Annotated in this window: 16 protein-coding genes and 1 tRNA gene; 12 read left to right on the top strand and 5 right to left on the bottom strand. The window is 69.8% G+C overall.

Going from position 1 to position 21010, the window contains the following annotated elements; all coding sequences use genetic code 11:
* Nucleotides 1–242 precede the first annotated feature (242 nt).
* The gene (locus ABT061_RS22880) at nucleotides 243–3140 is read left to right on the top strand and encodes a hypothetical protein (RefSeq protein ID WP_350921165.1); all 2898 of its coding nucleotides are present in this window, start codon (nucleotides 243–245) and stop codon (nucleotides 3138–3140) included.
* Nucleotides 3141–3235: 95 nt separating this feature from the next.
* Entirely contained in the window at nucleotides 3236–4453 is a 1218-nt protein-coding gene (locus ABT061_RS22875; RefSeq protein WP_350921163.1) for a DUF418 domain-containing protein, read from the top strand.
* 192 nt (nucleotides 4454–4645) lie between these two features.
* Here ABT061_RS22875 and ABT061_RS22870 read toward each other — a convergent pair whose 3' ends face one another.
* Both ABT061_RS22870 and ABT061_RS22865 read right to left on the bottom strand, forming a co-directional pair.
* Complete coding sequence (locus ABT061_RS22870) at nucleotides 4646–5965, bottom strand: GH39 family glycosyl hydrolase (RefSeq protein WP_350921161.1); 1320 nt, start codon at nucleotides 5963–5965, stop codon at nucleotides 4646–4648.
* A gap of 291 nt (nucleotides 5966–6256) precedes the next feature.
* Complete coding sequence (locus ABT061_RS22865) at nucleotides 6257–7282, bottom strand: phosphotransferase family protein (RefSeq protein ID WP_350921159.1); 1026 nt, start codon at nucleotides 7280–7282, stop codon at nucleotides 6257–6259.
* A gap of 198 nt (nucleotides 7283–7480) precedes the next feature.
* Between ABT061_RS22865 and ABT061_RS22860 the strand changes: the two genes are divergently transcribed.
* On the top strand, nucleotides 7481–8566 hold the full coding sequence (locus ABT061_RS22860; protein WP_350921157.1) for a GNAT family N-acetyltransferase: 1086 nt from the start codon (nucleotides 7481–7483) through the stop codon (nucleotides 8564–8566).
* Between the two features lie 34 nt (nucleotides 8567–8600).
* Here ABT061_RS22860 and pdxR read toward each other — a convergent pair whose 3' ends face one another.
* A complete protein-coding gene (pdxR, locus tag ABT061_RS22855) occupies nucleotides 8601–9992 on the bottom strand; it encodes a MocR-like pyridoxine biosynthesis transcription factor PdxR (RefSeq protein ID WP_350921154.1) in 1392 nt (463 codons plus the stop codon).
* Nucleotides 9993–10059: 67 nt separating this feature from the next.
* Here pdxR and ABT061_RS22850 point away from each other — a divergent pair, with 67 nt between their 5' ends.
* From ABT061_RS22850 to ABT061_RS22820, 7 genes are all read left to right on the top strand, one after another.
* Nucleotides 10060–10704 carry a pyridoxamine 5'-phosphate oxidase family protein gene (locus ABT061_RS22850; protein ID WP_350921153.1) on the top strand — a complete coding sequence of 215 codons (645 nt, stop codon included), beginning with the start codon at nucleotides 10060–10062 and terminating at the stop codon, nucleotides 10702–10704.
* A 179-nt stretch (nucleotides 10705–10883) separates the two neighbouring features.
* Entirely contained in the window at nucleotides 10884–12590 is a 1707-nt protein-coding gene (locus ABT061_RS22845) for a serine/threonine-protein kinase (RefSeq protein ID WP_350921151.1), read from the top strand.
* A gap of 19 nt (nucleotides 12591–12609) precedes the next feature.
* Nucleotides 12610–14028 carry a protein kinase family protein gene (locus ABT061_RS22840; RefSeq protein WP_350921148.1) on the top strand — a complete coding sequence of 473 codons (1419 nt, stop codon included), beginning with the start codon at nucleotides 12610–12612 and terminating at the stop codon, nucleotides 14026–14028.
* Between the two features lie 55 nt (nucleotides 14029–14083).
* Nucleotides 14084–15175, top strand: a complete 1092-nt coding sequence (locus tag ABT061_RS22835; protein WP_350921146.1) for a DUF2510 domain-containing protein — start codon at nucleotides 14084–14086, stop codon at nucleotides 15173–15175.
* Nucleotides 15176–15196: 21 nt separating this feature from the next.
* Nucleotides 15197–15799, top strand: a complete 603-nt coding sequence (gene orn / locus ABT061_RS22830) for an oligoribonuclease (RefSeq protein WP_350921144.1) — start codon at nucleotides 15197–15199, stop codon at nucleotides 15797–15799.
* Between the two features lie 76 nt (nucleotides 15800–15875).
* Nucleotides 15876–15951: transfer RNA gene (locus tag ABT061_RS22825), tRNA-His, on the top strand.
* Nucleotides 15952–16103: 152 nt separating this feature from the next.
* Entirely contained in the window at nucleotides 16104–16358 is a 255-nt protein-coding gene (locus ABT061_RS22820) for a helix-turn-helix domain-containing protein (protein ID WP_350921141.1), read from the top strand.
* On the opposite strand, the gene lat is transcribed toward ABT061_RS22820, so the two are convergent.
* Both lat and trhA read right to left on the bottom strand, forming a co-directional pair.
* On the bottom strand, nucleotides 16300–17706 hold the full coding sequence (lat, locus tag ABT061_RS22815; RefSeq protein ID WP_350921139.1) for an L-lysine 6-transaminase: 1407 nt from the start codon (nucleotides 17704–17706) through the stop codon (nucleotides 16300–16302). The genes ABT061_RS22820 and lat overlap by 59 nt on opposite strands.
* Before the next feature lie 262 nt (nucleotides 17707–17968).
* A complete protein-coding gene (gene trhA, locus ABT061_RS22810) occupies nucleotides 17969–18637 on the bottom strand; it encodes a PAQR family membrane homeostasis protein TrhA (RefSeq protein WP_350921137.1) in 669 nt (222 codons plus the stop codon).
* 157 nt (nucleotides 18638–18794) lie between these two features.
* On the opposite strand from trhA, the gene ABT061_RS22805 reads away from it, so the two are divergent.
* Together ABT061_RS22805 and ABT061_RS22800 are read left to right on the top strand one after the other, a co-directional pair.
* A complete protein-coding gene (locus tag ABT061_RS22805; RefSeq protein ID WP_350921134.1) occupies nucleotides 18795–19643 on the top strand; it encodes a spermidine synthase in 849 nt (282 codons plus the stop codon).
* 96 nt (nucleotides 19644–19739) lie between these two features.
* Nucleotides 19740–20726, top strand: a complete 987-nt coding sequence (locus ABT061_RS22800; protein ID WP_350921132.1) for a pirin family protein — start codon at nucleotides 19740–19742, stop codon at nucleotides 20724–20726.
* The last annotated feature ends 284 nt before the right edge of the window (nucleotides 20727–21010 follow it).

The raw sequence follows: 21010 nt of genomic DNA, 5'->3' as shown, positions 1-21010 counted from the left end.
AGGCGTGGCCCGCGGGCCGGTGCCCTCCCGGGTGCGCCCACCCCTCTCCGCCCTCGTCTTCGCTTCCCCGAGGGAGCGAAGGCGGCGGGACAGGTGCCACCGGGCGGGAATTCGGTCGCGGTATTGCTCTTCAACGGTCTACGCAAAGCAGTCGAACATGGCGTAACTTCGTGTTCGCTCGTCGCACCTCGGTCCGCGTAGCCGCCATGATGTTAGACGTGAGGCAACGGGCAGGTAATGACGTGACGACGACACCGGCGGCGGAAACTGCCGAGGTCGGGGAGACCGATCCCACCCAGCCCGCGCCCTCGGACGGAGCGCGGGCCGGGTCCGGCGGCGAGCCTGTCGGCACGGCGCCCTCCAAGGCTCCGGAGGTTCCGGAGGAGGCGCCCGACGATGGGGTTCCCGATCACGCCGCACCGGGTGACAGCCGTGACGGCGAGGTTCCGAAGGGCGGGGTTTCCGGCGGCGAGGCCACCAAGAGTCCTCGTGACGACGGCGACAGCGCATCGGACGACACCGATGACGCCGACGACGCGCCGGGTGCGCCACCGGAGGTGATCTCCGACCAGGCTCCCGGCGGGGCTCCGGACACCTTCGACGGCGACGACTCGGAGACCACCGCCGTCATCCGGCTGCCCGCACGCCCGATCTCACCGCCCATGGCGGACGCTCCCGAGGCCGAGGACGCCTCCGGCAGCGAGATCGACACCACGACGGAGATGCGTCTGCCCTCGGCACCACTCCGCCCGACGCCGAAACCCGCGGAACCGGAACCCGAGGAGCCGGAGCCCGCGGAACCGGAACTCGCGGAACCGGTGACCGCGGAAGGCGGAACACCGGAGCGAAGGCCGTGGGAAAGGGCCGTCGCGACGTCCAGCCCGCTTCCAGGGACCCCTGAGACCGCCTCGGAGGCCATGGCGGCTCCAGCGGACCATCGGGAGTCGCAGAGCACGCAGCGGAGCCCGGAGAAGGCGGCTCCGGCCGCCGCCAGGCCGTCGCGGATGACGACGGTGATGCGGTCGGCCGCGGTGTGGCTGCCCCCGTTGCTCACGATCGAGGGTCTGATCATGTACGTGCTGGCCCTGCGCGTGGCGCCGGGCCCGCTGCGGGGCGTCGACGTGACCAAGATCGACGCCTTGGGCCTGATCTCGGCCATGCCACTGACCGCGTTCGCCGCGATCCTGCTGATGCTCGTCGCGTTCTTCGTCACGATCGCGCAGAACACCGACCGCAAGTTCCTGCTGCTCTTCCAGATCGCGGCGATCACCTTCGCCCTGCACGGGGCGTCGGCCCTGATCTCGGACGAGGCCAGGTTCCCCACGGCCTACGTGCACGCCGGCTTCGTGGAGTACATCAACCGCACCGGCGAGTCGTCCGCGATCCTCGACGCCCGCCTCGCCTGGCCCGGGTTCTTCGCACTGGTGGCGTTCGTCACCAAGGCCGCCGGGGTCACCGACCTGGCGACGATCATGCGGTGGACGCCGCTGCTGTCGAACCTGCTGTACCTGCTGCCGTTCGTGCTGATCCTGCGCCAGGTGGTCGCCACCACCCGGGCCCGTTGGTTCGCCGCCCTGCTGTTCGTCATCGTCCAGTGGATCGGCCAGGACTACTTCTCCTCCCAGGGCTTCACGTACGCGATCTACCTGGCCTTCGTGGCGATCGTGCTGCGCTGGTTCGGCAAGGTCGAGCCCCGCGACAAACCGATGCCGGCCAAGGGGCGCGTCCGGCGGCTGCTGGCCCGCCTGGACGGGCTGACCCCCGGCGAGCTACCCCACTCGACCGGCGCCTACGACCGGGTGATCATGCTGATCGTGCTGATCGGCCTGTTCGGCACCGCGACCGCCTCGCACCAGATCACGCCGTTCATGATGCTCGGCGCGCTGACCGGCCTGCTGCTGCTCCGGCGCACCTCGCTCAGCTGGGCGCTGCCGTTCTTCCTCGGCCTGATCGTGCTGTCGTGGATCAGCTACCAGACGGTCACCTTCTGGAGCGGGCACATCGACCAGCTCTTCGGCGGGCTGGGCCGGATCCTGCAGAACCTGCAGAGCAACACCGGCGACCGGATCGACGGCAGCGACCCCAGGCACGCCCTCGTCCTGATGGCCCGCCTCGGCATCTGCGGCGTCATCCTGACGCTGGCCGCCATCGGCCTGCTGCGCCGCGTGCGGCGCGGTGTCGGCGACCGCGCGGCGCTGCTTCTGCTCTGCATCCCGGTGCTGGCGCTCGGGCTGCAGAACTACGGCGGCGAGATCGGCCTGCGGATCTACCTGTTCGCACTGCCCGGCGCCTGCATCCTGGCCGCCTACGCCTTCTTCCCGAACCTTCCCGCCGGCACGGAGGACGCGCCGGAGGAGACGGTGCCGATCCGCAGGCGCAACATCCGGTTCAACCCGGAGCTGACGCGCCGGATCTCGCTGCTGCTGGCCGCCGGATGCGCCATGGCCCTGGCGATGGTCTTCCTGGTCGCCCGGTACGGCAACGAGCAGTTCGAGCGGGTCTCGGCGAGTGAGGTCGCGGCGATGCACTACATCTACGACCATGACGAACCCAGTGCCCGCGTCCTCTTCCTCTCCCCGGTGCTCGGTCCGGAGGTCACGCCCATCATTCCTTGGGGCGAACGGGACTTCGACAAGATCTCCTACGAGCAGGTGCTGGTGCACAAGGATCCGGCCCAGCTCTCCTCGGTGCTCGACAAACTCCGCGCGTCCCCGCCCAACACCTACCTGGTGGCGACCCGCGCGCAGGCCGGATATCTGCAGCTCAACCACGGCTACCCCGATGACTGGGCCCCGCGGTTCCGCGTCGCGCTGGATGCCCACAAGGACCTCAAGCGGGTGTTCAACGGCGAGGACGCCGCCGTCTACACGCTCAAGTCCTTCCCCGAGGGCACCGAGATCCCCGAGCGCGGGGTACCGCTCGGTGGCAGCGACCCGACCTCGCCGTGGACACCGGTCGGCCTGGCCGCGCTGGGTGTGACCTGGATCGCGTTGTTCGTCTACGAGGTGTTCCGCCTGGGCGGCCGCGAGAGTGGGCGGCGGACCAGAAGACGCATCCTGTTCGTCGCGGTGCCCGCGTTCGTGCTGGCCCTCGCGGTGATCGCGGAGCGCTTCATCGTCATCGGCTACCAACTTCAATAAAGGACAAAGTCACTTGGCCGGCGGCCTCCCCGCGCCATACTGAGCACCGTTTGCCGGGAGACGCCTGTCTCAGAGCCTGGTCGAAGGACGGTTGGATGTTCACAGGGGAACCCCGTGGCCTGGCGGGGACCTCCACTCAGGGCACGGGACGGCGGATCGCGGCGGTCGACGCGCTGCGCGGTTTCGCGCTGCTGGGCATCGTGGTGGTCAACATCACCTACCTCGCCTCCGGATACCGGATGGCCGGGCTGGCGGCGCCGTCGTTCTCCGCGCCGCTCGACTGGGAGGTGCGCTGGGTCGTCTCGTTGTTCTTCGAGAACAAGTTCTATCTGCTCTTCGCCTTCCTGTTCGGCTACAGCTTCACCCTCCAGCTCGACTCGGCCCACGCCTCCGCGACGGCGTTCGTCCCCAGGTTCCTGCGCCGCCTGGGCGGGCTGTTCCTGCTCGGCCTCGCCCACGGCATCCTGCTGTTCCCCGGTGACATCCTGGCCACCTACGCGGTGGTGGGGCTGGTCCTGCTGACGGTGCGGCGGATCACCCCGCGCACCGCGATGATCTCCGCGATCGCGCTGACCGTGGCGCTGGCGGTGGGGATGCTGCTGCTGGCCTTACTGGCGACGCTGGGCACCGACGCATCGAGGGCGGTCTCCGAGAACGCCGCCCAGGCCGCCATGTCCGACCGGGCCCTGCACGGCTCCGCATCCATGATCATCAACGAGCACCTGCACAAACTGGCCAGGATCTTCGTGCTGCGGGTCTTCTTCCAGGGGCCCACCGTGCTCGCCGCCTGCCTGGTCGGGCTGGCACTGGGCAAGATGCGCCTGCTGGGTGACCTGTCCGGGCACACCGTGACGCTGCGGCGGCTGCAGTGGGCGGGGTTCACCGTCGGTCTCGCCGGGGCCGTGGTCTACACGCACGCGACCTGGTCGGACGGCGGGCACGCGTACCACATGGTCGGCCAGTCGGTGAACCTGGTCACCGCGCCGCTGCTGGCCGCGGCCTACGCCGCCACCCTGCTGCGTCTGCTCCCCTCGGCACCTCGCCTGGCCGGGACGCTCGCGCCTCCCGGCAGGCTGGCACTGACGAACTATCTGGGGCAGTCGCTGATCAGCTCACTGATCTTCACCGGCTACGGGATGAGCCTGGTCGACCAGCTCAGCCCGTTCACCGTGGTGTCGATCGGCATCGCCATCTTCACGGTCCAGGCCGTGTGGAGCCGGTGGTGGCTGAGCCGCCATCAGTACGGGCCCGTGGAATGGCTACTGCGCTGGTTCACCAACTGGCGCAGACCCTCCCGTCCTGAGCGCGCCTAGGCCCTGTCCTGCGGATCTTGCCGTGGCGAGGATCGGTCAGGTGGTGTCTCGCAAGGCGGAGGAGGGAGCCGCAGCGTGCTGCGGTGACCGACAACGCGGCGAGGCGCCGCCTGGGCGACCGCAGTAGGCAAAAGATCCGCAGGACAGGGCCTAGCCTGCCAGGTGGATCGGGCCGTAGCGGTGCGGCGAGGCTCACGCGCCGGTGCGCTCGCTCCACCTGACCTCGTACGGCTTCAGCTCGAACTGCTTGCCGTCCACGGTGGTGCTCGCGACCGCGTCGGTGGTGTTGACCATCACGAGCTGCCGCTCCTGGGCGAGGACTCGCACCTTCTCGTTGGAGGAGGTGACCGTCTCCAGCTCGGTCCCGAGCGGGAACCACCTGGTGAAGCCGCTCAGGATGCCCGCCATGGGCATCTCCGCACCGGTGCTCGGGTGCCACAGGCAGCCCAGGCAGACCTGGTCGTCGCCGGTGGACTTGCGCTGGGGGCTCCAGTAGAGCGAGGTGGTGACGCCGCTGGTGGCGAACTCCATCATCGCCGCGGTCTGCACCGCGATGCGGCGCTCCTCACTCCAGTCCCTGCTGTCCGGCTCGACGTACCACTCGGCCCACCAGACCGGCAGGTCGCCGCTCTTCTGCCGCAGCCAGGTGGTGAGGGCTCCGAACTTGCCCAGGGCGGTGAACTCGTCGGGGTAGGCACCGGCCTCCCTGGTGACCGAGGCTCCGTCGACGACGATGAAGTCGGCGCCCTTCTTCTTCTCGATCCAGTACTCGACCGCCTCCAGGTCACGCTGGATGACGCTCCCCCACGGCCCCTTGATCTCCGCCCCCTGTTCGGGAGCGGTGGTGCTGCCGACCGACACGTACGGCCCGCCGACCTTGATGTCCTTGTCGACGGCCTTCAGCGCGTCGTAGACCTTGTTGTAGAGCTCGGTGTAGCCCTCGATGTCCCAGCGGTTCTGAGCGTTGTTCCAGAAACCCTTCAGCTCGTTCCAGACCATGAAGTGCTTGACCGTGGGGTAGCGCCTGGCGACCGTCGCGGCGAGCTTCGCGTAGTCGTCGAAGTGCTCGCGCCGGGGCGCCGTCTCCAACTGCGTCCAGTCGGTCCGGCCGGAGGTGCCGCCCTTCATCCAGTCGGGCGAGCAGCAGAGCGTGATGATCGGGATGGCCTGGGACTTGGACATGAACTTGATGCGACGGTCGAGGTCGCGGAAGTCGTGCTGGCCGGGCGCGGGCTCGGGGTTGCCCGCGCCCCAGCCCATGATGTGCTGGTTCTGCAGCATCGGGACCCGGCTGAGCATGTGGGAGGCGGCCTCGGTGACCTCGCCGCTCTCGTTGTCGGCGCTGAACTCGGTGTGGGTGATGCCCCAGCGTGGCCAGTCCTGGACCGCGGGTGGTTCCTCCAGTGTCGGCGCCGCCTGCGTGGGAGGAATTGTCATACGCTGTCCACGGGGAATGTCCGGTTTGGCGGCGAAGGCGATGATGCCCACCACCAGCACCACCGTTACCGCCATCGCTCCCAGTGCGACCGGCCAGGCCGGGCGCCGTCGCTGGTGCCGTCCGTTAGTCGGTATCACCGATTCCTCAATCCTCGCAGGTCAACGAATGTAGCGTTCCATAGCGACAACGGACGTGACGGTGAGCTGAGCTGCTTCACAGACAAGCGTTACCGGCCGCGTCGCCAGCGTATCCATGGCGACTTGCATGACGGTTGAAACCCAGAAGTAGTTCCCGTCGCGCCCATGGTCACCGGGCCGTGCGGCACTCCACGGGGCCGAAAGTGGTCGGGAACCGTGACCTCGGGTTCAGCCCTCCAGGACCCGCAGCGCCCGGTGGACGAGCGTGGGAACGGCGGCGCCGATGTGCTCGAAGCCCTCACCGACGGTCTTGCCCTGCTTGAACCTGGCGTGGATGCCCTCCACGATGACGGCGAGCTTGTAGTTGCCGAAGGCCAGGTAGAAGTCCAGGTCGGACAGGTCGGCGCCGGAGACCTTGGCATAGTGTGCGGCGAACTCGCGGGCGGTGAGGAAACCGGGGGCCACGGTGACGCCCGCCGCGACCGGGATCGAGGCGCGCTCGGTGTCGCCGGGGTCCTGCCAGTAGGTGAGGGTGAGGCCGAGGTCCGCCAGGGGATCGCCGAGCGTGGACATCTCCCAGTCGACGACGGCGAGGATGTCGGGGTCCGGCGAGATTCGCACGAGCGTGTTGTCGAGCCGGTAGTCACCGTGGACCAGCGTCGAGGCCGAGCGGGCGGGCAGGCGCTCGCGCAGCAGGGCCACCAGGCGGTCGTAGGCGGGCAACTCGCCGGTCTTCGACCGCTCCCACTGCTGTCCCCAGCGCTCCAGCTGGCGGGCCATATATCCCTCGGGGCGTCCGAAGTCCCCCAGGCCCGCCTTCTCGTAGTCGATCGCGTGGATCGCGGCGAGCACCTCGGCCAGCCGCTCCGACAGTCTCCGGGCCTGCTCGGGGGTGAGATCCCGGGTGTCCTCCCGGCTCCGCACGGCCGCGCCGTCCACGTGCGCCATGAGGTAGAACGGCGCCCCGATCACCTCCTGGTCGTCGCAGAAGGCGACCGGCTCCGGCACCGGGACCGAGGTCGGCGCGAGCGCCGAGATCACCCGCCACTCGCGCCTCATGTCATGGGCGGTCGGCAGCACGTGGCCCAGCGGCGGCCGGCGCAGCACCAGGCGGCGCCCGGGGGCCTCGACGACGTACGTCAGGTTGGATCTGCCGCCGGCGATCAGGGAGACCCCGGTGGGCTCGCCGACGCCGGGAACGTTGACCGCGATCCATTCGACGAGGCGGGACCAGTCGATGCCAGGGGTGCTCATGGCCCCCATTAGAACGCCACTCGGGTTGGCTGCGCCAGCCGAGGCCCCACAATGAGATCCCGAAACGTTGCCTCCCCTGGCAGCGTGAGATCCCTTCCGTACTTTATCGTTACATTACGTCCCTACCAGCATGCTTGAGCTTTACGGCATCCTGCACAGGATGACGTAAGGGGACCCCGCACATCCCAGTAGGAGCTCATGCGCGTCTCAATCGTTCAACCCCGTGATCTAGGACCGGTCGACATCGACCGCTGGAGAACTCTCCAGGGTGCCGACGCCGCTTTCGACAGCCCGTTCCTGTCGCCGGAATTCACAGTCACCGTCGGCGCCCTGCAGGAACGCGTCCGGGTCGCGGTGCTGCACGAAGGACAGGACGTGGTGGGGTTCTTCCCCTTCGAACGTCATCCGATGGGCATCGGCATGCCCGTGGCCGCGGGCCTGACCGACGCGCAGGGGCTGGTCCACGCCAAGGACGTGGAGATCGACGCGCAGCGCCTGATCAGGGCGTGCGGCCTGGCCGTCTACGAGTTCGACCACCTGATCGCCGGGCAGCCGCTGCTCCAGCCGGGGCACAGCAGGCACCCTTCACCGATCATCGATCTCCGCGACGGCTTCGAGTCGTACATCGAGACGATCAAGGTGACCTCCGGCAAGACCTACCGCTCGACGGCGTACAAGAGCCGCAAGCTCCAGCGTGACGCCGGGCCGCTCCGGCACGACTACGCCACCACCGACCTGGCGCCGCTGCGCACGCTGCTCGGCTGGAAGACCGAGCAGTACCGGCGCACCGGCCGCACCGACAGGTTCGCCCGGCCGTGGATCGTGGAGCTGGTCGAACGGTTCCTCGCCACCGACACCGAGCACTTCGGCGGGGTCCTCGACATGGTGTACGTGGACGACCGGCCGGTCGCCGGGCACTTCGGCCTGCGCACCGGCACCACGCTCGCGGGCTGGTTCCCCGCCTACGACACCGCCTTCGCGAAGTACTCCCCCGGCCTGATCCACCACCTGGCCATGGCCGAGAAGGCCGCCGAGGCCGGGATCGGAGTCATCGACATGGGCCGCGGGGAGAAGGAGTACAAGGAGAAGCTGAAGAACGGCGAGTACGAGGTCTCGGAGGGCCGGGTCGCCCGGCTGAGCCCCGGCGCCGGGGTCCACTGGATGCTTCGGGTGCCGGTGCGCAAGGCACGTGGCACGGTCCTGGCCAACCCGCTCCTGCGCACCACCGCCGACCGTGCGCTCAAGACGTACGGCCGCCTGCGAACGTCCCTGCAATCCCCCTGAGCAGGGTTCGCGGCGGTGTGGGAACGGTCCTTTCTCACCCGATCAGCTCGGCGACCACCGAGACGCCCCGCCTGACGTCCGCCTGCGACGCGGAGCCGTAGCCGATCACCAGGCCGTGCCGCAGCTGCGGCCCGTGGTAGTGGCGGGTCATCGAGTCGAGCAGCACGCCACGGGCACGGGCGGCCTCGACCAGCGGCGTGACCGCGTGCTCCGCGAGCTCCACCATGACGTGCAGGCCCGCGGTGTCGCCGATGACCCTGGAGCCGAGGATGTCGACGACCACGGCCCGGCGGCGCGCGTACTCCAGCCGCATCCGGCGCAGGTGCCGGTCCAGGTCCCCCCTCTCGCAGAGCACCGCCACCGCTTGCTGGGCCGGGCCGCCGGTGCGGTCGGCCAGGCCGTCCCTGGTCAGGGCGATGGCTTCGATGAGGCTCGGCCGGGCGACCAGCCAGCCGACGCCGATGTCCGGCGTCAGGGCCTTGCTCAGGCTGCCCAGCAGCACCACCCGCTCGGGACCGAGGCCGTGCAGGGCGGGCAGCGGCGCGACGTCGTAGCGGAACTCGGCGTCGTAATCGTCCTCCACGAGGATCGCACCGGTGCGGCGGGCCCAGGCGAGAAGGCGCTCCCTGCGCGGGATGGGCAGGCGGCCGCCGAGGGGGTACTGGTGGGCCGGAGTGGTGTAGAGGACACGCAGGTCATCCGGGAGGCGGTCGACGACGACCCCGTCCTCGTCGACCGGGCAGGGCACGATCTCCGCTCCCCTCCCGGCGAAGACGTTCCTGGCGACGCGGTAGCCGGGCTCCTCGACGCCGGCCCGGTCACCGGGCCGCAGGAGCGTGGCGGCGACCAGGTCGAGCCCGTTGCCGGTGCCCCGGGTGACCATGATGTTCTCCGGCCCGACGGGGATCGCCCTGGTCCTGCGCAGGTGCTCGGCCAGGGCCGTGCGGAGCCTGGGCAGGCCGCGGGGATCGGGGTCGCTCGCCGGCGGCAGGTCGGCCGCTCCGCGCCAGGCCCTGCGCCAGGCCGCCCGGTCGTAGTCGTGGACCCACGGCCGCCCGGGACGCAGGTCGATCACCCGCCCGCCGTCCCCCGGCGGGACATCCTGGCCGGAAAGGGCGGGAGGTGGCGCGAGGGGGCCGCGAGCGCGCTCGTTCGCGGGAGGGACCACCATGTCGGCCACGTAGGTGCCGGAGCCGTGGCGTCCTTCGAGCCAGCCTTCCGCGTACAGCTGCTGGTAGGCCTCGGTGACGACGGTACGGCTGACCGCGAGCTGGCCGGCGAGGGCACGGGTGGAGGGCAGTCGCTCGCCGGAGGCGAGGGCGCCGTCGCGCATGGCGGCCCTGAGGCGGTCACCGAGCTGGACGGCGAGTGCCGTGCCGGACTCGCGGTCCACCGAAACGGGCAGGTCGACGGCGAGGCGCGGCAAAGTGGTCTCCTATAAGCGCATGGAAGTGGACATGTTCTCGGTATCCACTTCTCTCTAGGCTAGTGCCATGCTCTCTACGACTCCCCGCACCACCCTCGGCCGCTCGAAGAACAGGGGCCTGACCTCTCGCGAGGATCTGTACGCGGTGCTGGACGCCGGGCTGGTCTGTCATCTGGGCGTCGTGGTCGACGGCTTCCCCATGGTCGTCCCCACCGGTTACGGCCGGATCGGCGACACCCTCTACGTGCACGGTTCCACCGGCGCCACCTCCCTGCGGAACGCGGACGAGGTCTGCGTCACGGTGACCCACCTGGACGGCATCGTGCTGGCCCGCTCGGCCTTCAACCACTCGCTCAACTACCGCTGCGCCATGGTCTACGGCCGTGTCCGCCGGGTGGAGGAGGGCGAGGAGCACCTGGCCGGGCTGCGGGCGATCACCGAGCAGCTGGCCCCCGGCCAGTGGGACGCCAGCCGCGCGCCCACCAGGAAGGAACTCGCCGCGACCACAGTGCTCGCCCTCTCCCTCGCCGAGGCGTCGGTGAAGGTGCGACAGGGCCCGCCGATCGACGAGGAGGAGGACTACGAGTTGCCGATCTGGGCGGGGGTCCTGCCGCTCCACCAGGTCTGGGGAGCTCCCGAGCCCGATCCCGCGATGACCGGGGACCTGGCCGTCCCCGCGCACATCGCGTCACGAACCATGCCCGTTCGTTAAGCCTCCGCGGCGGGACGACGCACCATGGGGCACGCCTGTCCGTGCGAGACCCCGCCGCTCGTACCGATCACCCTATGAAGTGAGACTGATTCGCGATTAATGCGCGAAATGCGTTTCTCTATGGCTAAGCTACGGTCCGTCTGTTATGGGTGGGGGCCCAGACAACTGAGGAGACCGTTATGTACGGCACGCCATCGGCCTGGCGAGTCCCCGGATACACCGAGATCCGCGAACTGGGCACCGGCGCGGCGGGGCGTGTGGTGATGGCGCGGCACGATGCCGACGGCGTCCTGGTAGCGATCAAGTACCTGTCCGACGAGCTCAGGGGCGACGTCGGCTTCGTGGCGCGCTTCCGGCACGAGGCCAGGGTGCTCAACACCCTGAACAGCCCGCACTCCGTCCGGCTCTACGACTACGTCGAGACCGGCGACGGCGCGGCCATCGTCATGGAGCTGATCAACGGCGTCGCCCTGCGCGCGCTGCTGCGCTCGGAGGGGCCGACCGGCCCGGAGGCGGCGCTGCTCGTGCTCAAGGGCTCGCTCATGGGGCTGGCCGCCGCGCACTCGGCGGGCGTGGTGCACCGCGACTTCAAGCCCGAGAACGTGATGGTGGAGGCGGACGGGAAGAGCAAGCTCGTCGACTTCGGCATCGCGCTCCGCTCCGGCGACGGCGACGCCCCCGCGGGCACCCCGCCCTACATGGCCCCCGAGCAGTGGGTGGGCGGACCGGCCGGGCCCTCCACGGACGTCTACGCCGCCACCGTCGTGTTCTTCGAATGCCTGACCGGCACCCGCCCCTTCCGGGCCACGAACATCGCCGCGCTGGCCCGCCAGCACCAGGTCATGCCGCCGCCGGTCGAGGAGGTGCCCCCGGCCCTGCAGGGGCTGGTGGAGCGCGGCCTGGCCAAGCACGCCGCCGACCGGCCGCCGACCGCCTCCGCGTTCCTCACCGAGTTGGAGGCCGTGGCCGCCGACGCCTACGGCCCCGACTGGCAGGAGCGCGGCCGCCGCCGCCTGGCGGGGATCGTCGGGCTGCTGGCCGGGCTGTTCCCGCTGGACGCGCCCGCCCCGGCGGCCGACACCTCGCTGGCCACGACCGAGCTCGGCGGCAAGGGGGGAAGGACCTCCTCGCTCAGCAAGCTGAGCGTCAAGATCCTCATTGGCGTCGGCTGCATCGCGGTGATCGGCGGGCTGACCGTGGTACTGGTCGGATCGGGCGGCACCACGAAGATCCAGCCGCAGAGTTCCGCCGTCACGAAGGACCCGACCCCCTCGGACCCGCTGGAGACGGTGCTCCCCGGGGACGACGGCGACGAGCTCGACGAGCCTGACGAGCCCGCGGAGGCGTCACCGACCGCGGGCGCGCCCTCCGCGACGCCCACGCCGAGCAGCACCGCCTCGGGCCTCCCGCCCGCGCCGACCACCACGACTCCCTCCAAGACGCCCTCCAAGACGCCCAAGGCGTCGGCGACGCCCACCAGGAAGCCGACCGCGCGGCCGACCAGCAAGCCGACCGGGAAGCCGGCCGAGTCTCCCTCCCCCGAGGAGAGCTCCACGCTCAGCAATCCCGGCAACCCGAGTACCCCCACGACCAGATCGCCGTCCCCGACGACGGCTCCGACGACGGCCCCGACCCAGCCGTCGGCCTCGCCCACCCGGACGCAGCCGACGACGCGGCCGACCACGTCCTCACCCGCCCCCTCCGAGACGGACCCCGAGGGAACCCCGACCTCCGAGCAAACCCCTCGGCTCACCAGCTCGCCCCTGCCCCCCGTCGAGACGGCCCCCTCGGCACTCCTCGCGCTGGGCCTGGTGACAAGCGGTGCCGTGCCGGTCACACTGGCCGTCAAGCGCGGCGTGGCGGGACGGCACAGGAGACGCCGGTAACCAGGGAACGGGCAGAATCATGAACACTGACCAGGGCGGCGTCGCCGGATTCCGGTTGACCGGTCCTACCTGGGCCGGTGACCTGGGAATCTGGTCGTCGGCCGTCGCGGCCGACGGACGGCGGGGAGGCGCGCTCAGGTTCGACCCGCGACTGGTCGCCGATCCCTCGGCCCGCGAGAGGCTGATCGCGGCCGTGGTCGCCGACCGCAGGCTCACGCAGAGCGGCCTGGCCGGGCTGGTCCCGATCGCCGACCTCATCACGGCCCAGGACGAGATCTGGCTGATCACCTCGGAACCGGCGGCACCGACGGTGCGCGACCTGCTGTCCATAGCCGCTGGATCACCCGGGCCCGACGCGGGCAGCGCGGCCACGGTCCTGATGGAGACGGCGCGGGCGCTGCTGGCCGTCCACTCCTCCGGGCTCGTCCACGGTGAGCTTCACCCGGGCACCGTGGTGATCGCCCCGGACGGGTCGGCGCTGCTCGCCGAGCGGGGGCTGCTCGACGCGCTGCTCGGCCGCCCGCCCGCGCCGGAGCGGGACGTGGCCGCCTGGGCGTCACTCGCCCGGGGGCTGGCCGCCACCTGGGCCTCGGCCGACCGGGAAGCCGCGGGGCTGCTGGAACGGGTGGCGGCGACGGCCTCCATCCGGGGGCTCGCCGCCGCGCGCGACGCCCTGCTCGCCGGGCGTGACGTGCTGCCCTCCGGGTTCACCACCCGTGACAGGCTCGCGGAGACCCTGCACCGATGGCCGACGTATGAGGCGCCCGGCCGGGGAGGGCCCCCGCCGCCCGTGCCGGCCGCCCCCGACGAGGGGGAGATCGTCACGCTGCTCCACGTTCCGGGAACCGGCGAGCAGCGAACCCTGGGGGCCGACGAGCACCAGCCCGAGGACGTGGTCCTGCGGTTCGGCCCCGGGGTGCCCGCCGAGACCACGGCCGCCCAGATCTGGCGGGCCGGCCGGGACCAGCAGCAGACCGAGCCGCCCTCCGACAGGCTCAGGGCCGCCGCGGTCCCCCGTGCCCGGCGGCGTCGCGGTCGTACGATCCTCTCCTCGGCGATCCTCGCGCTGATGGTCGTGGGCGCGCTGGCGCTCTGGCTGTTCCGCGGTTCGTCGACACCGCTTGAGGTGACGAAGGTGGACGTCAGCGCCCCCAGGAAGACCCAGGGCTGCGACACGACGGTGAAGATCACCGGTGTCCTGCACACCAACGGCGCGGGCGGGGAGGTCAGCTACCAGTGGAAGCGGAGCGACCGCAAGGAGCCGATCGTGCAGACCGACCAGATCTCGTCCGGGGCGACCTCGCACAAGGTGAGCCTGGACTGGACGGTCAAGGGCGAGGGAAGTTTCAAGGGAACCATCACCCTGTCGCTGCTCTCGCCGGCCCCCGAGGGCAAGAAGATCCAGGACAGAGCCACCTTCACCTACAAATGTTCATGAGTGATCCGCAAGGTCCACAATGCGGTACAAAGCCGTTCTTACTACTCTGACGGCCATGACCACGCAGACCCCCTCCGGCTGGTACCCCGATCCCTACGGCTCGCCGCTGTTGCGGTGGTGGGACGGCCACCAGTGGACCGATGCCACCCATCAGACGGATGTCCCCACAGGGCAGGGCATGCCTCAGGGATCGCAGACCGGCCCCTTTTCCTCCCAGCCTCCCCCTGCGGGACAGGCGACGGCGCCCTCGCCGGGAGAGCCTGCGGGAACGGGCCCGACCGGCCAGTGGAACCAGCAGACCATGCAGCAGGGGCCGGCGGGCACTGGGCAGCCGAACGGCAACACGGCGCAGATGCCCCTCCCGCCGTACGGCGTTCACCTGTCCGGGCCGCCGCCGCGCAAGAGCGGTCCGCTCCCGTGGATCCTCGGCGGTGGCGGCGCGCTGGTCCTGATCGTCGTGATCGTGGTCGCCGCGATGTATCTGATCAACCCCGACAGCAGGAACGAGGCCGGCGAGCCCGTCACGCCCCGTACGCCGCCTCCCTCGGCGAGCCGGGAACCCAGCCGGGAGCCGACCCCCGAGCCGACGCCCTCGCAGAGCCCGCCGCCCCAGCCGGTGGACGGGCGCATCACCGACCCCGTGACCGGCCTGTCCTACCAGATCCCCGAAGGGCCGTGGCAGGTACCTCCCAGCCCCGGCAGCGGGCTCGGGTTCACCTGGACCAGCGCGGTCGTCGCCACCGCCCAGGAGAACTTCGACGGCAAGGGCGGCAACTGGGTCGGCAACGTGCTGACCGGCGAGCTTCCCGACCAGTACGGCTACCAGGGTGTCGAGAGCATGCGCTCGGTCGCCGCGACGTTGCTGCAGGTCGTGGAGCCCAACTTCTACAGCCCTCCGCACCGCCGGAAGATCGTCGAGGACAAGGCGGTCAAGGTGAGCGGCAAGGACGCCTGGCTGTTCGTCTTCGACCTGGACTTCTCCGAGCAGTCCGAGGCCAACGGCTGGAAGTGGAAGCGGGAGCGAGCCGCGTTCCTGATCGTCGACCGGGGTGAGGGCAGCCGAGCGGCGCTGGCCTACATCAGCGTGCCCGACAATCTCGGCATCTCAACGGTGGACAAGGTGATCAAGTCATTCAAGCTCTCGTAACGGAGTACTACCCTGAAGGCTATGAGTGACCTGCTGGTCTGGATCGACTGTGAGATGACCGGGCTTGACCTTGGCCGTGACGCGCTCGTCGAGGTGGCCTGCGTGGTCACCGACGGCGAGCTGAACCAGCTTGACGAAGGTGTGGACGTGGTCATCAAACCCCCGCCCGAGTCCATCGAGCAGATGTCGGAGGTGGTGCGCGAGATGCACACCGCCTCCGGCCTGCTGGACGCGCTGAGCGAGGGCGTCACGCTGGCCGAGGCCGAGTCCATGGTGCTCGAATACATCAAGGGACACATCAAGGAGCCGAAGAAGGCTCCGCTGTGCGGCAACTCCATCTCCACCGACCGGTCGTTCCTCTCCCGGGACATGGCCGCCGTGGACGCCTTCCTGCACTATCGGATGATCGACGTCTCCTCGGTGAAGGAGCTGGCCCGGCGCTGGTACCCACGGGTCTACTTCGCCTCGCCCGAGAAGCAGGGCGGCCACCGCGCGCTGGCCGACATCGTCGAGAGCATCCGGGAGCTGCGCTACTACCGCGCGGCGGTCTTCGTACCCCAGCCGGGACCCGACTCCGCCACCGCCAGGGAACTGGCCGAGACCGTGTCCGCGCGAAAACCCTGACCGGCTCGCGGGAAACCCGGTACGAAACGACTCCCAAAGACCGCTACACTTTTCATGTGCTGCCACGGCGGCGATGGTGGGCGTAGCTCAGTTGGCAGAGCGCTAGGTTGTGGTCCTAGATGCCGGGGGTTCAAGTCCCCTCGCTCACCCCATGAGAACGGCCGGTCCCTCGGGACCGGTCGTTCTGCATTTCCACTCCCGTTACCCACCAAAAGTGGATATTGCGGGTTATGCTCGCAGCTATCGCTACGCCGTAGGATCGGGGGTTTCGGCGACCTGACCGTGTTGCAACCACGGAGGCCGGATGAGAGTCGACGATGCCACGTTCGACGCGGAACCCACAGTCGTGACGGGCTTGAGCAGGCGTGAGACCGAGGTCATGGAACTGATCGCGACGGGTCGTTCCAACGGGCAGATCGCCCAGCACCTGTTTCTGAGCGAGAAGACCGTGAAGAACCATGTGAACCGGATATACGCCAAGCTGGGGGTCGACTCGCGGGTCACCGCGATCGATCTGTGGCTGGAACGGGCCGCGCGCGAGGACCCTCAGCACTGCTGAAGGGCGGCACGACGTCTCCGGACCGCTTCGGAGCCGTCGGGCCCGACCGGGCGGGGCGCCTCGGGCGGCGGGAGACCTCCAGGGCGCGGGCGATGGCGGACGTGCCCTCCCTCAGTTCCTCGGAGGCGATCGAGAGCGCCGGACGCAACCGTACCGAGCGCTCGCCGCAGGGCAGGACCAGCACGCCCTCATCCTCCCTGAGCGTGGCCACCAACAGGTCGCGCCGCGCGGCGTCCGGCAGGTCGAACGCGCACATCAGGCCGCGCCCCCGGGCGTTCTCCACCAGGCCGGGGAAGCCCGCCTGGATCTCCAGCAGCGCCTTGAGGAGCTCGGCGCCGAGCCTGCCCGCACGCGGGATCAGGCCGTCGCGCTCCACGATCTCCAGCATCCGGCGGGAGCGGACCATGTCGACCAGCCCTCCGCCCCAGGTCGAGTTGATCCTGCCGCTGATCTGGAACACGTTGTCCGGCACCTCGTCGACCCTGCGGCCCGCCATGATCCCGCCCACCTGGACCTTCTTCCCGAAGGCCACCACGTCGGGACTCAGGCCAAGCTGCTGGTAGGCCCAGGGGGTGCCCGTGGTCCCGGCACCGGTCTGCACCTCGTCCAGGACGAGGAGGGCGTCATACTCGTGGCAGAGCCGTTCCATCGCGAGCAGGAACTCCGCCCGCATGTGGTTGTCGCCGCCCTCCCCCTGGATGGGCTCGGCGATGAAGCAGGCGATGTCGTGGGGATGGCGCTCGAAGGCCGCCCGCGCCGCGGCCAGGGATCTCTCCTCGGCCGCCTCGACGTCGCCGAGGTGGATCGCGGGCACCTCGATCCTGGGCCAGTCGAACTTCGGGAACCGGTCGGTCTTGATCGGGTCGGTGTTGGTCAGCGAGAGCGTGTAGCCGCTGCGCCCGTGGAAGGCGCGGGTGAGGTGGAGCACCTTGCCGCCGAGCTCGGGTGAGCGCCCCCGCGAGGCGTTGAGACGGCTCTTCCAGTCGAAGGCGCACTTCAGCGCGTTCTCCACGGCGAGGGCTCCGCCCTCCACGAAGAACAGGTGCGGCAGCTCGGGGTCACCGAGCACCCTGGCGAACGTGTCGGCGAAGTCGGCGAGGTGGGAGGTGTAGAGGTCGGAGTTGGCGGGCTTGTTCGCGGCGACGTGGCCGAGTAGCGCCAGGAACTCGGGGTCGTCGTCGAACGGGTTCACCCCGAGCGGGGCCGAGGCGAAGAAGCTGTAGAAGTCCAGGTAGCTCCGGCCGGTGTGGGCGTCGACGAGCCGGGAACCTCGGCTCCGTTCGAGGTCCAGCACCAGCCGGTAGCCGTCGACGAGTAGATGACGAGCGAGACGGGCGTGCACGTCCATGTCCCCTCCACGGTGATCCGAAGAGATGATCCCCCGTCATTGACACATCTACACGGAGACATTACGCGCTGGAGGCGGTTCTTGTGAAGATTTTTCGGTTTAACGACACTCTGGGCATGTATGCCCTGGTGCCGGGACCGAACGGCCCGAGCCCCTCTCGATGACCGTCTCCCTTCCCGGGGACCACTCCTTCCGAGACCACAAATCAGTCAAATCAACCTGCCGCAGGTTGGGCTGGGTCAGTTCGCCGGAGAACGGCACGTTACGCCGCCGCGTAGACCACCAGGGAGACCGCCACGTACTGCACCAGGTAGGCGGCGACGGTGAAGGCGTGGAAGACCTCGTGGAAGCCGAACCACCGGGGGGAGGGGTCTGGCCGCCTCATGGCGTACACGACGCCGCCCGCCGTGTAGAGCACCCCGCCGAGGAAGACCAAGGCCACCGCGACCACGCCCGCGCCCCGCACGAGCTGCGGCAGCACGAAGACAGCGGTCCAGCCGAGGCCGATGTAGAGGGCGGTCGAGAGCCACCGGGGGGCGTTGACCCACAGCACCCGGAAGAGCACCCCGGCGATCGCACCCGCCCAGATCACGCCGAGCACCACCGCGTCGGCCGGAGCGTCCAGGGCGAGCAGCGCGAACGGGGTGTAGGTGCCCGCGATGATCAGGTAGATGTTGGCGTGGTCGAGCCGGTGGAGCACCTCCTCCGTGCGCGGGGAGAGCACCCCCCGGTGGTAGGTGGCCGAAATTCCGAAGAGCAGGCCGGAGGTGATCGCGTAGACCGCGGCGGCGATCCTCGCCTGCGGAGTGGGCCCCAGCGCGACCAGGACGAATCCCGCGACGAGCGCCACGGGGAGCGCCCCGGCGTGCAACCAGCCGCGGAGGCGGGGCTTGACGGACTCGGCGAGCGTTTCTGCGACGGTCGTGGCCATAAACCTACGGTAGCGTAAGTTACGTCATCGTAGGTTGTGATTCTCCCTACACGCCGCGGCCGTGGAGCGGCGTCCCCTCCAGCCGGGACCCGCCGTAGTGGAAACGGGGCATATGGTTTCTCTCCGGGTTCACGTCGCGGAAAAGAGGATCCAGCTGATGGGCAGGCGGGAAGCGCGAGAGCCGATGCCGGGACGGTATCCGGTGACCTTCGGCGAGGTGGACCTGCTGCAGGACCTCGACAGGCCCTCCGGCTGGGTGGTCTCCAAGGACGGCGTGCCGCAGTCGTACGTCGACCTCGACGACGCCACCTACCTCGACTTCGAGTACGTCCAGCTGATGGCCGACGTCGTCGACCTGCTCGCCGAGGGTCCGCTGGACGCGGTGCACGTGGGCGGTTGCGCCTGCACCCTGCCCCGCTACGTCGCGGCGACCCGTCCCGGGTCCCGGCAGATCGTCGCCGAGCCCGACGAGGGGCTCGTCCAGCTCGTCAGGGACCAGCTCCGGCTGAAGTCGGTGCCCCGGCTCAAGGTCAGGCTCCTCGACGGCCGCACCGCCACCGCCGGGCTCGGGGACGACTCGGCCGACCTGCTCGTGCTGGACGCCTTCAGCGGTGCCACGATGCCGATCGAGCTGGCCACCTCCGAGTACATGGGAGACGTCGCCCGCGTCCTGCGCGCCACCGGCACCGTGCTGATCAACGTCGCCGACGGCAAGGGGCTGGCCTTCACCCGCCGGGTGCTCGCCACCGTCCGCGAAACCTTCCCCCAGGTGGCGCTGCTCGCCGAGCCGGGCATCATGCGGGGCCGCCGCTTCGGCAACCTCATCGTCGCCGCCTCCCGGATGCCGCTCCCCGTCTCCGACCTGACCCGCAGGGCCGCGGGCGGCCTCACCCAGGCCCGCTGCGTGTACGGCGAGGACATCGTCAGGTTCATCGCCGGAGCCCGCCCGCTGCACGACGGCGACGCCGTGGTCACCCCGGTCCCCCCGCCCGCGGTCTTCGGCTGACCCGCGACCGGCCCGTTTCCCCGATCTCGTCCGCCATGGAATAGTTGAAACATCAACTGAGTTGTCGCCTGCGAACATCGCAGGAAGGAATCCACAATGCCGGCCGTGACCGTAGAGAACCTACTGACCCTGCCCCGCCTGCCGCAGCCGCTGAACGCGGTCCGCGAGCGCCAGGTGCTGGCGATCACCACAGCCCCGAGCGGATTCGAGGGAGAGGGCTTCCCGGTCCGCAAGGCACTCGCGACGATCAAGCCCCAGTATCTCGACCCGTTCATCATGATGGACCAGATGGGCGAGGTCGACTACGCACCGGGCGAGCCCAAGGGCACCCCCTGGCACCCGCACCGGGGCTTCGAGACCGTCACCTACATGATCGACGGCGTGATGGAGCACGCCGACTCGCATGGCGGCGGCGGCACGATCTCCGACGGCGACACCCAGTGGATGACGGCCGGCGGCGGAATCCTGCACAAGGAGGCTCCCCCGGAGTGGCTGGTCGCCAAGGGCGGCCTGTTCCACGGGATCCAGCTCTGGGTCAACCTCCCCGGCAAGGAGAAGATGGTCGCACCGAAGTACCAGGACATCGGCAGGACCAACGTCGTCCTGCTCAGCAGCCACGACGGCGGGGCACTGGTCCGCCTGATCGCGGGCGAGGTCGGCGAGTTCACCGGCCCCGGCTCCACCAGGACACCGATAACCCTGCTGCACGCCTCGCTGAGCCCCGGCTCCCGGCTGACGCTCCCCTGGCGCAAGGATTTCAACGCGCTCGCGTACGTCCTGTCGGGCCACGGCACCGCGGGCGGCGACCGGCAGCCGATCGAGTCTGGCCAGCTGGCCGTCTTCGACGGCTTCGGCAGCCTTCCGGGGCTGGGCACCGACGGCGAGACCATCACGCTGTCGGCGGCCGGCACCCAGGAGAGCCGGAGCCCCAACATGGAGGTCATCGTGCTCGGCGGGCGCCCGATCGGCGAGCCGGTCGCGCACTACGGGCCGTTCGTGATGAACACCCAGGCGGAGCTCGCCAAGGCGTTCGAGGACTACCAGGCGGGCCGCCTCGGCACCATCCCCGCGGGCCACGCCTGATCACGGAGCGCCGGGGCACCGGACGCCCGGGGGTGTGTTTTGTGGATCTTCGCCGTGGCGAGGATCGCCCAGACGGATGCCCCGCAAGGCGGAGAAGGAGCTCATAACGGAGTTATGGGCGACGACGACAACGCCGCCGCGGGACGCCGTCTGGGCGACCGCGGTAGGCGGAAAGATCCACAAACACACCCTAGTAGTGCTTTGTTAGGTCAGCCTGTTGTGGCTGGTCGGGTTGGTCGTGTGGTGGTTCGATGCGGGCGTGACCCCCGAACAGCTCGCTCATA

Source organism: Streptosporangium sp. NPDC002544 (assembly GCF_040295965.1).
Taxonomy (GTDB): domain Bacteria; phylum Actinomycetota; class Actinomycetes; order Streptosporangiales; family Streptosporangiaceae; genus Streptosporangium.
This window is presented reverse-complemented; position numbering and strand designations above follow the sequence as displayed.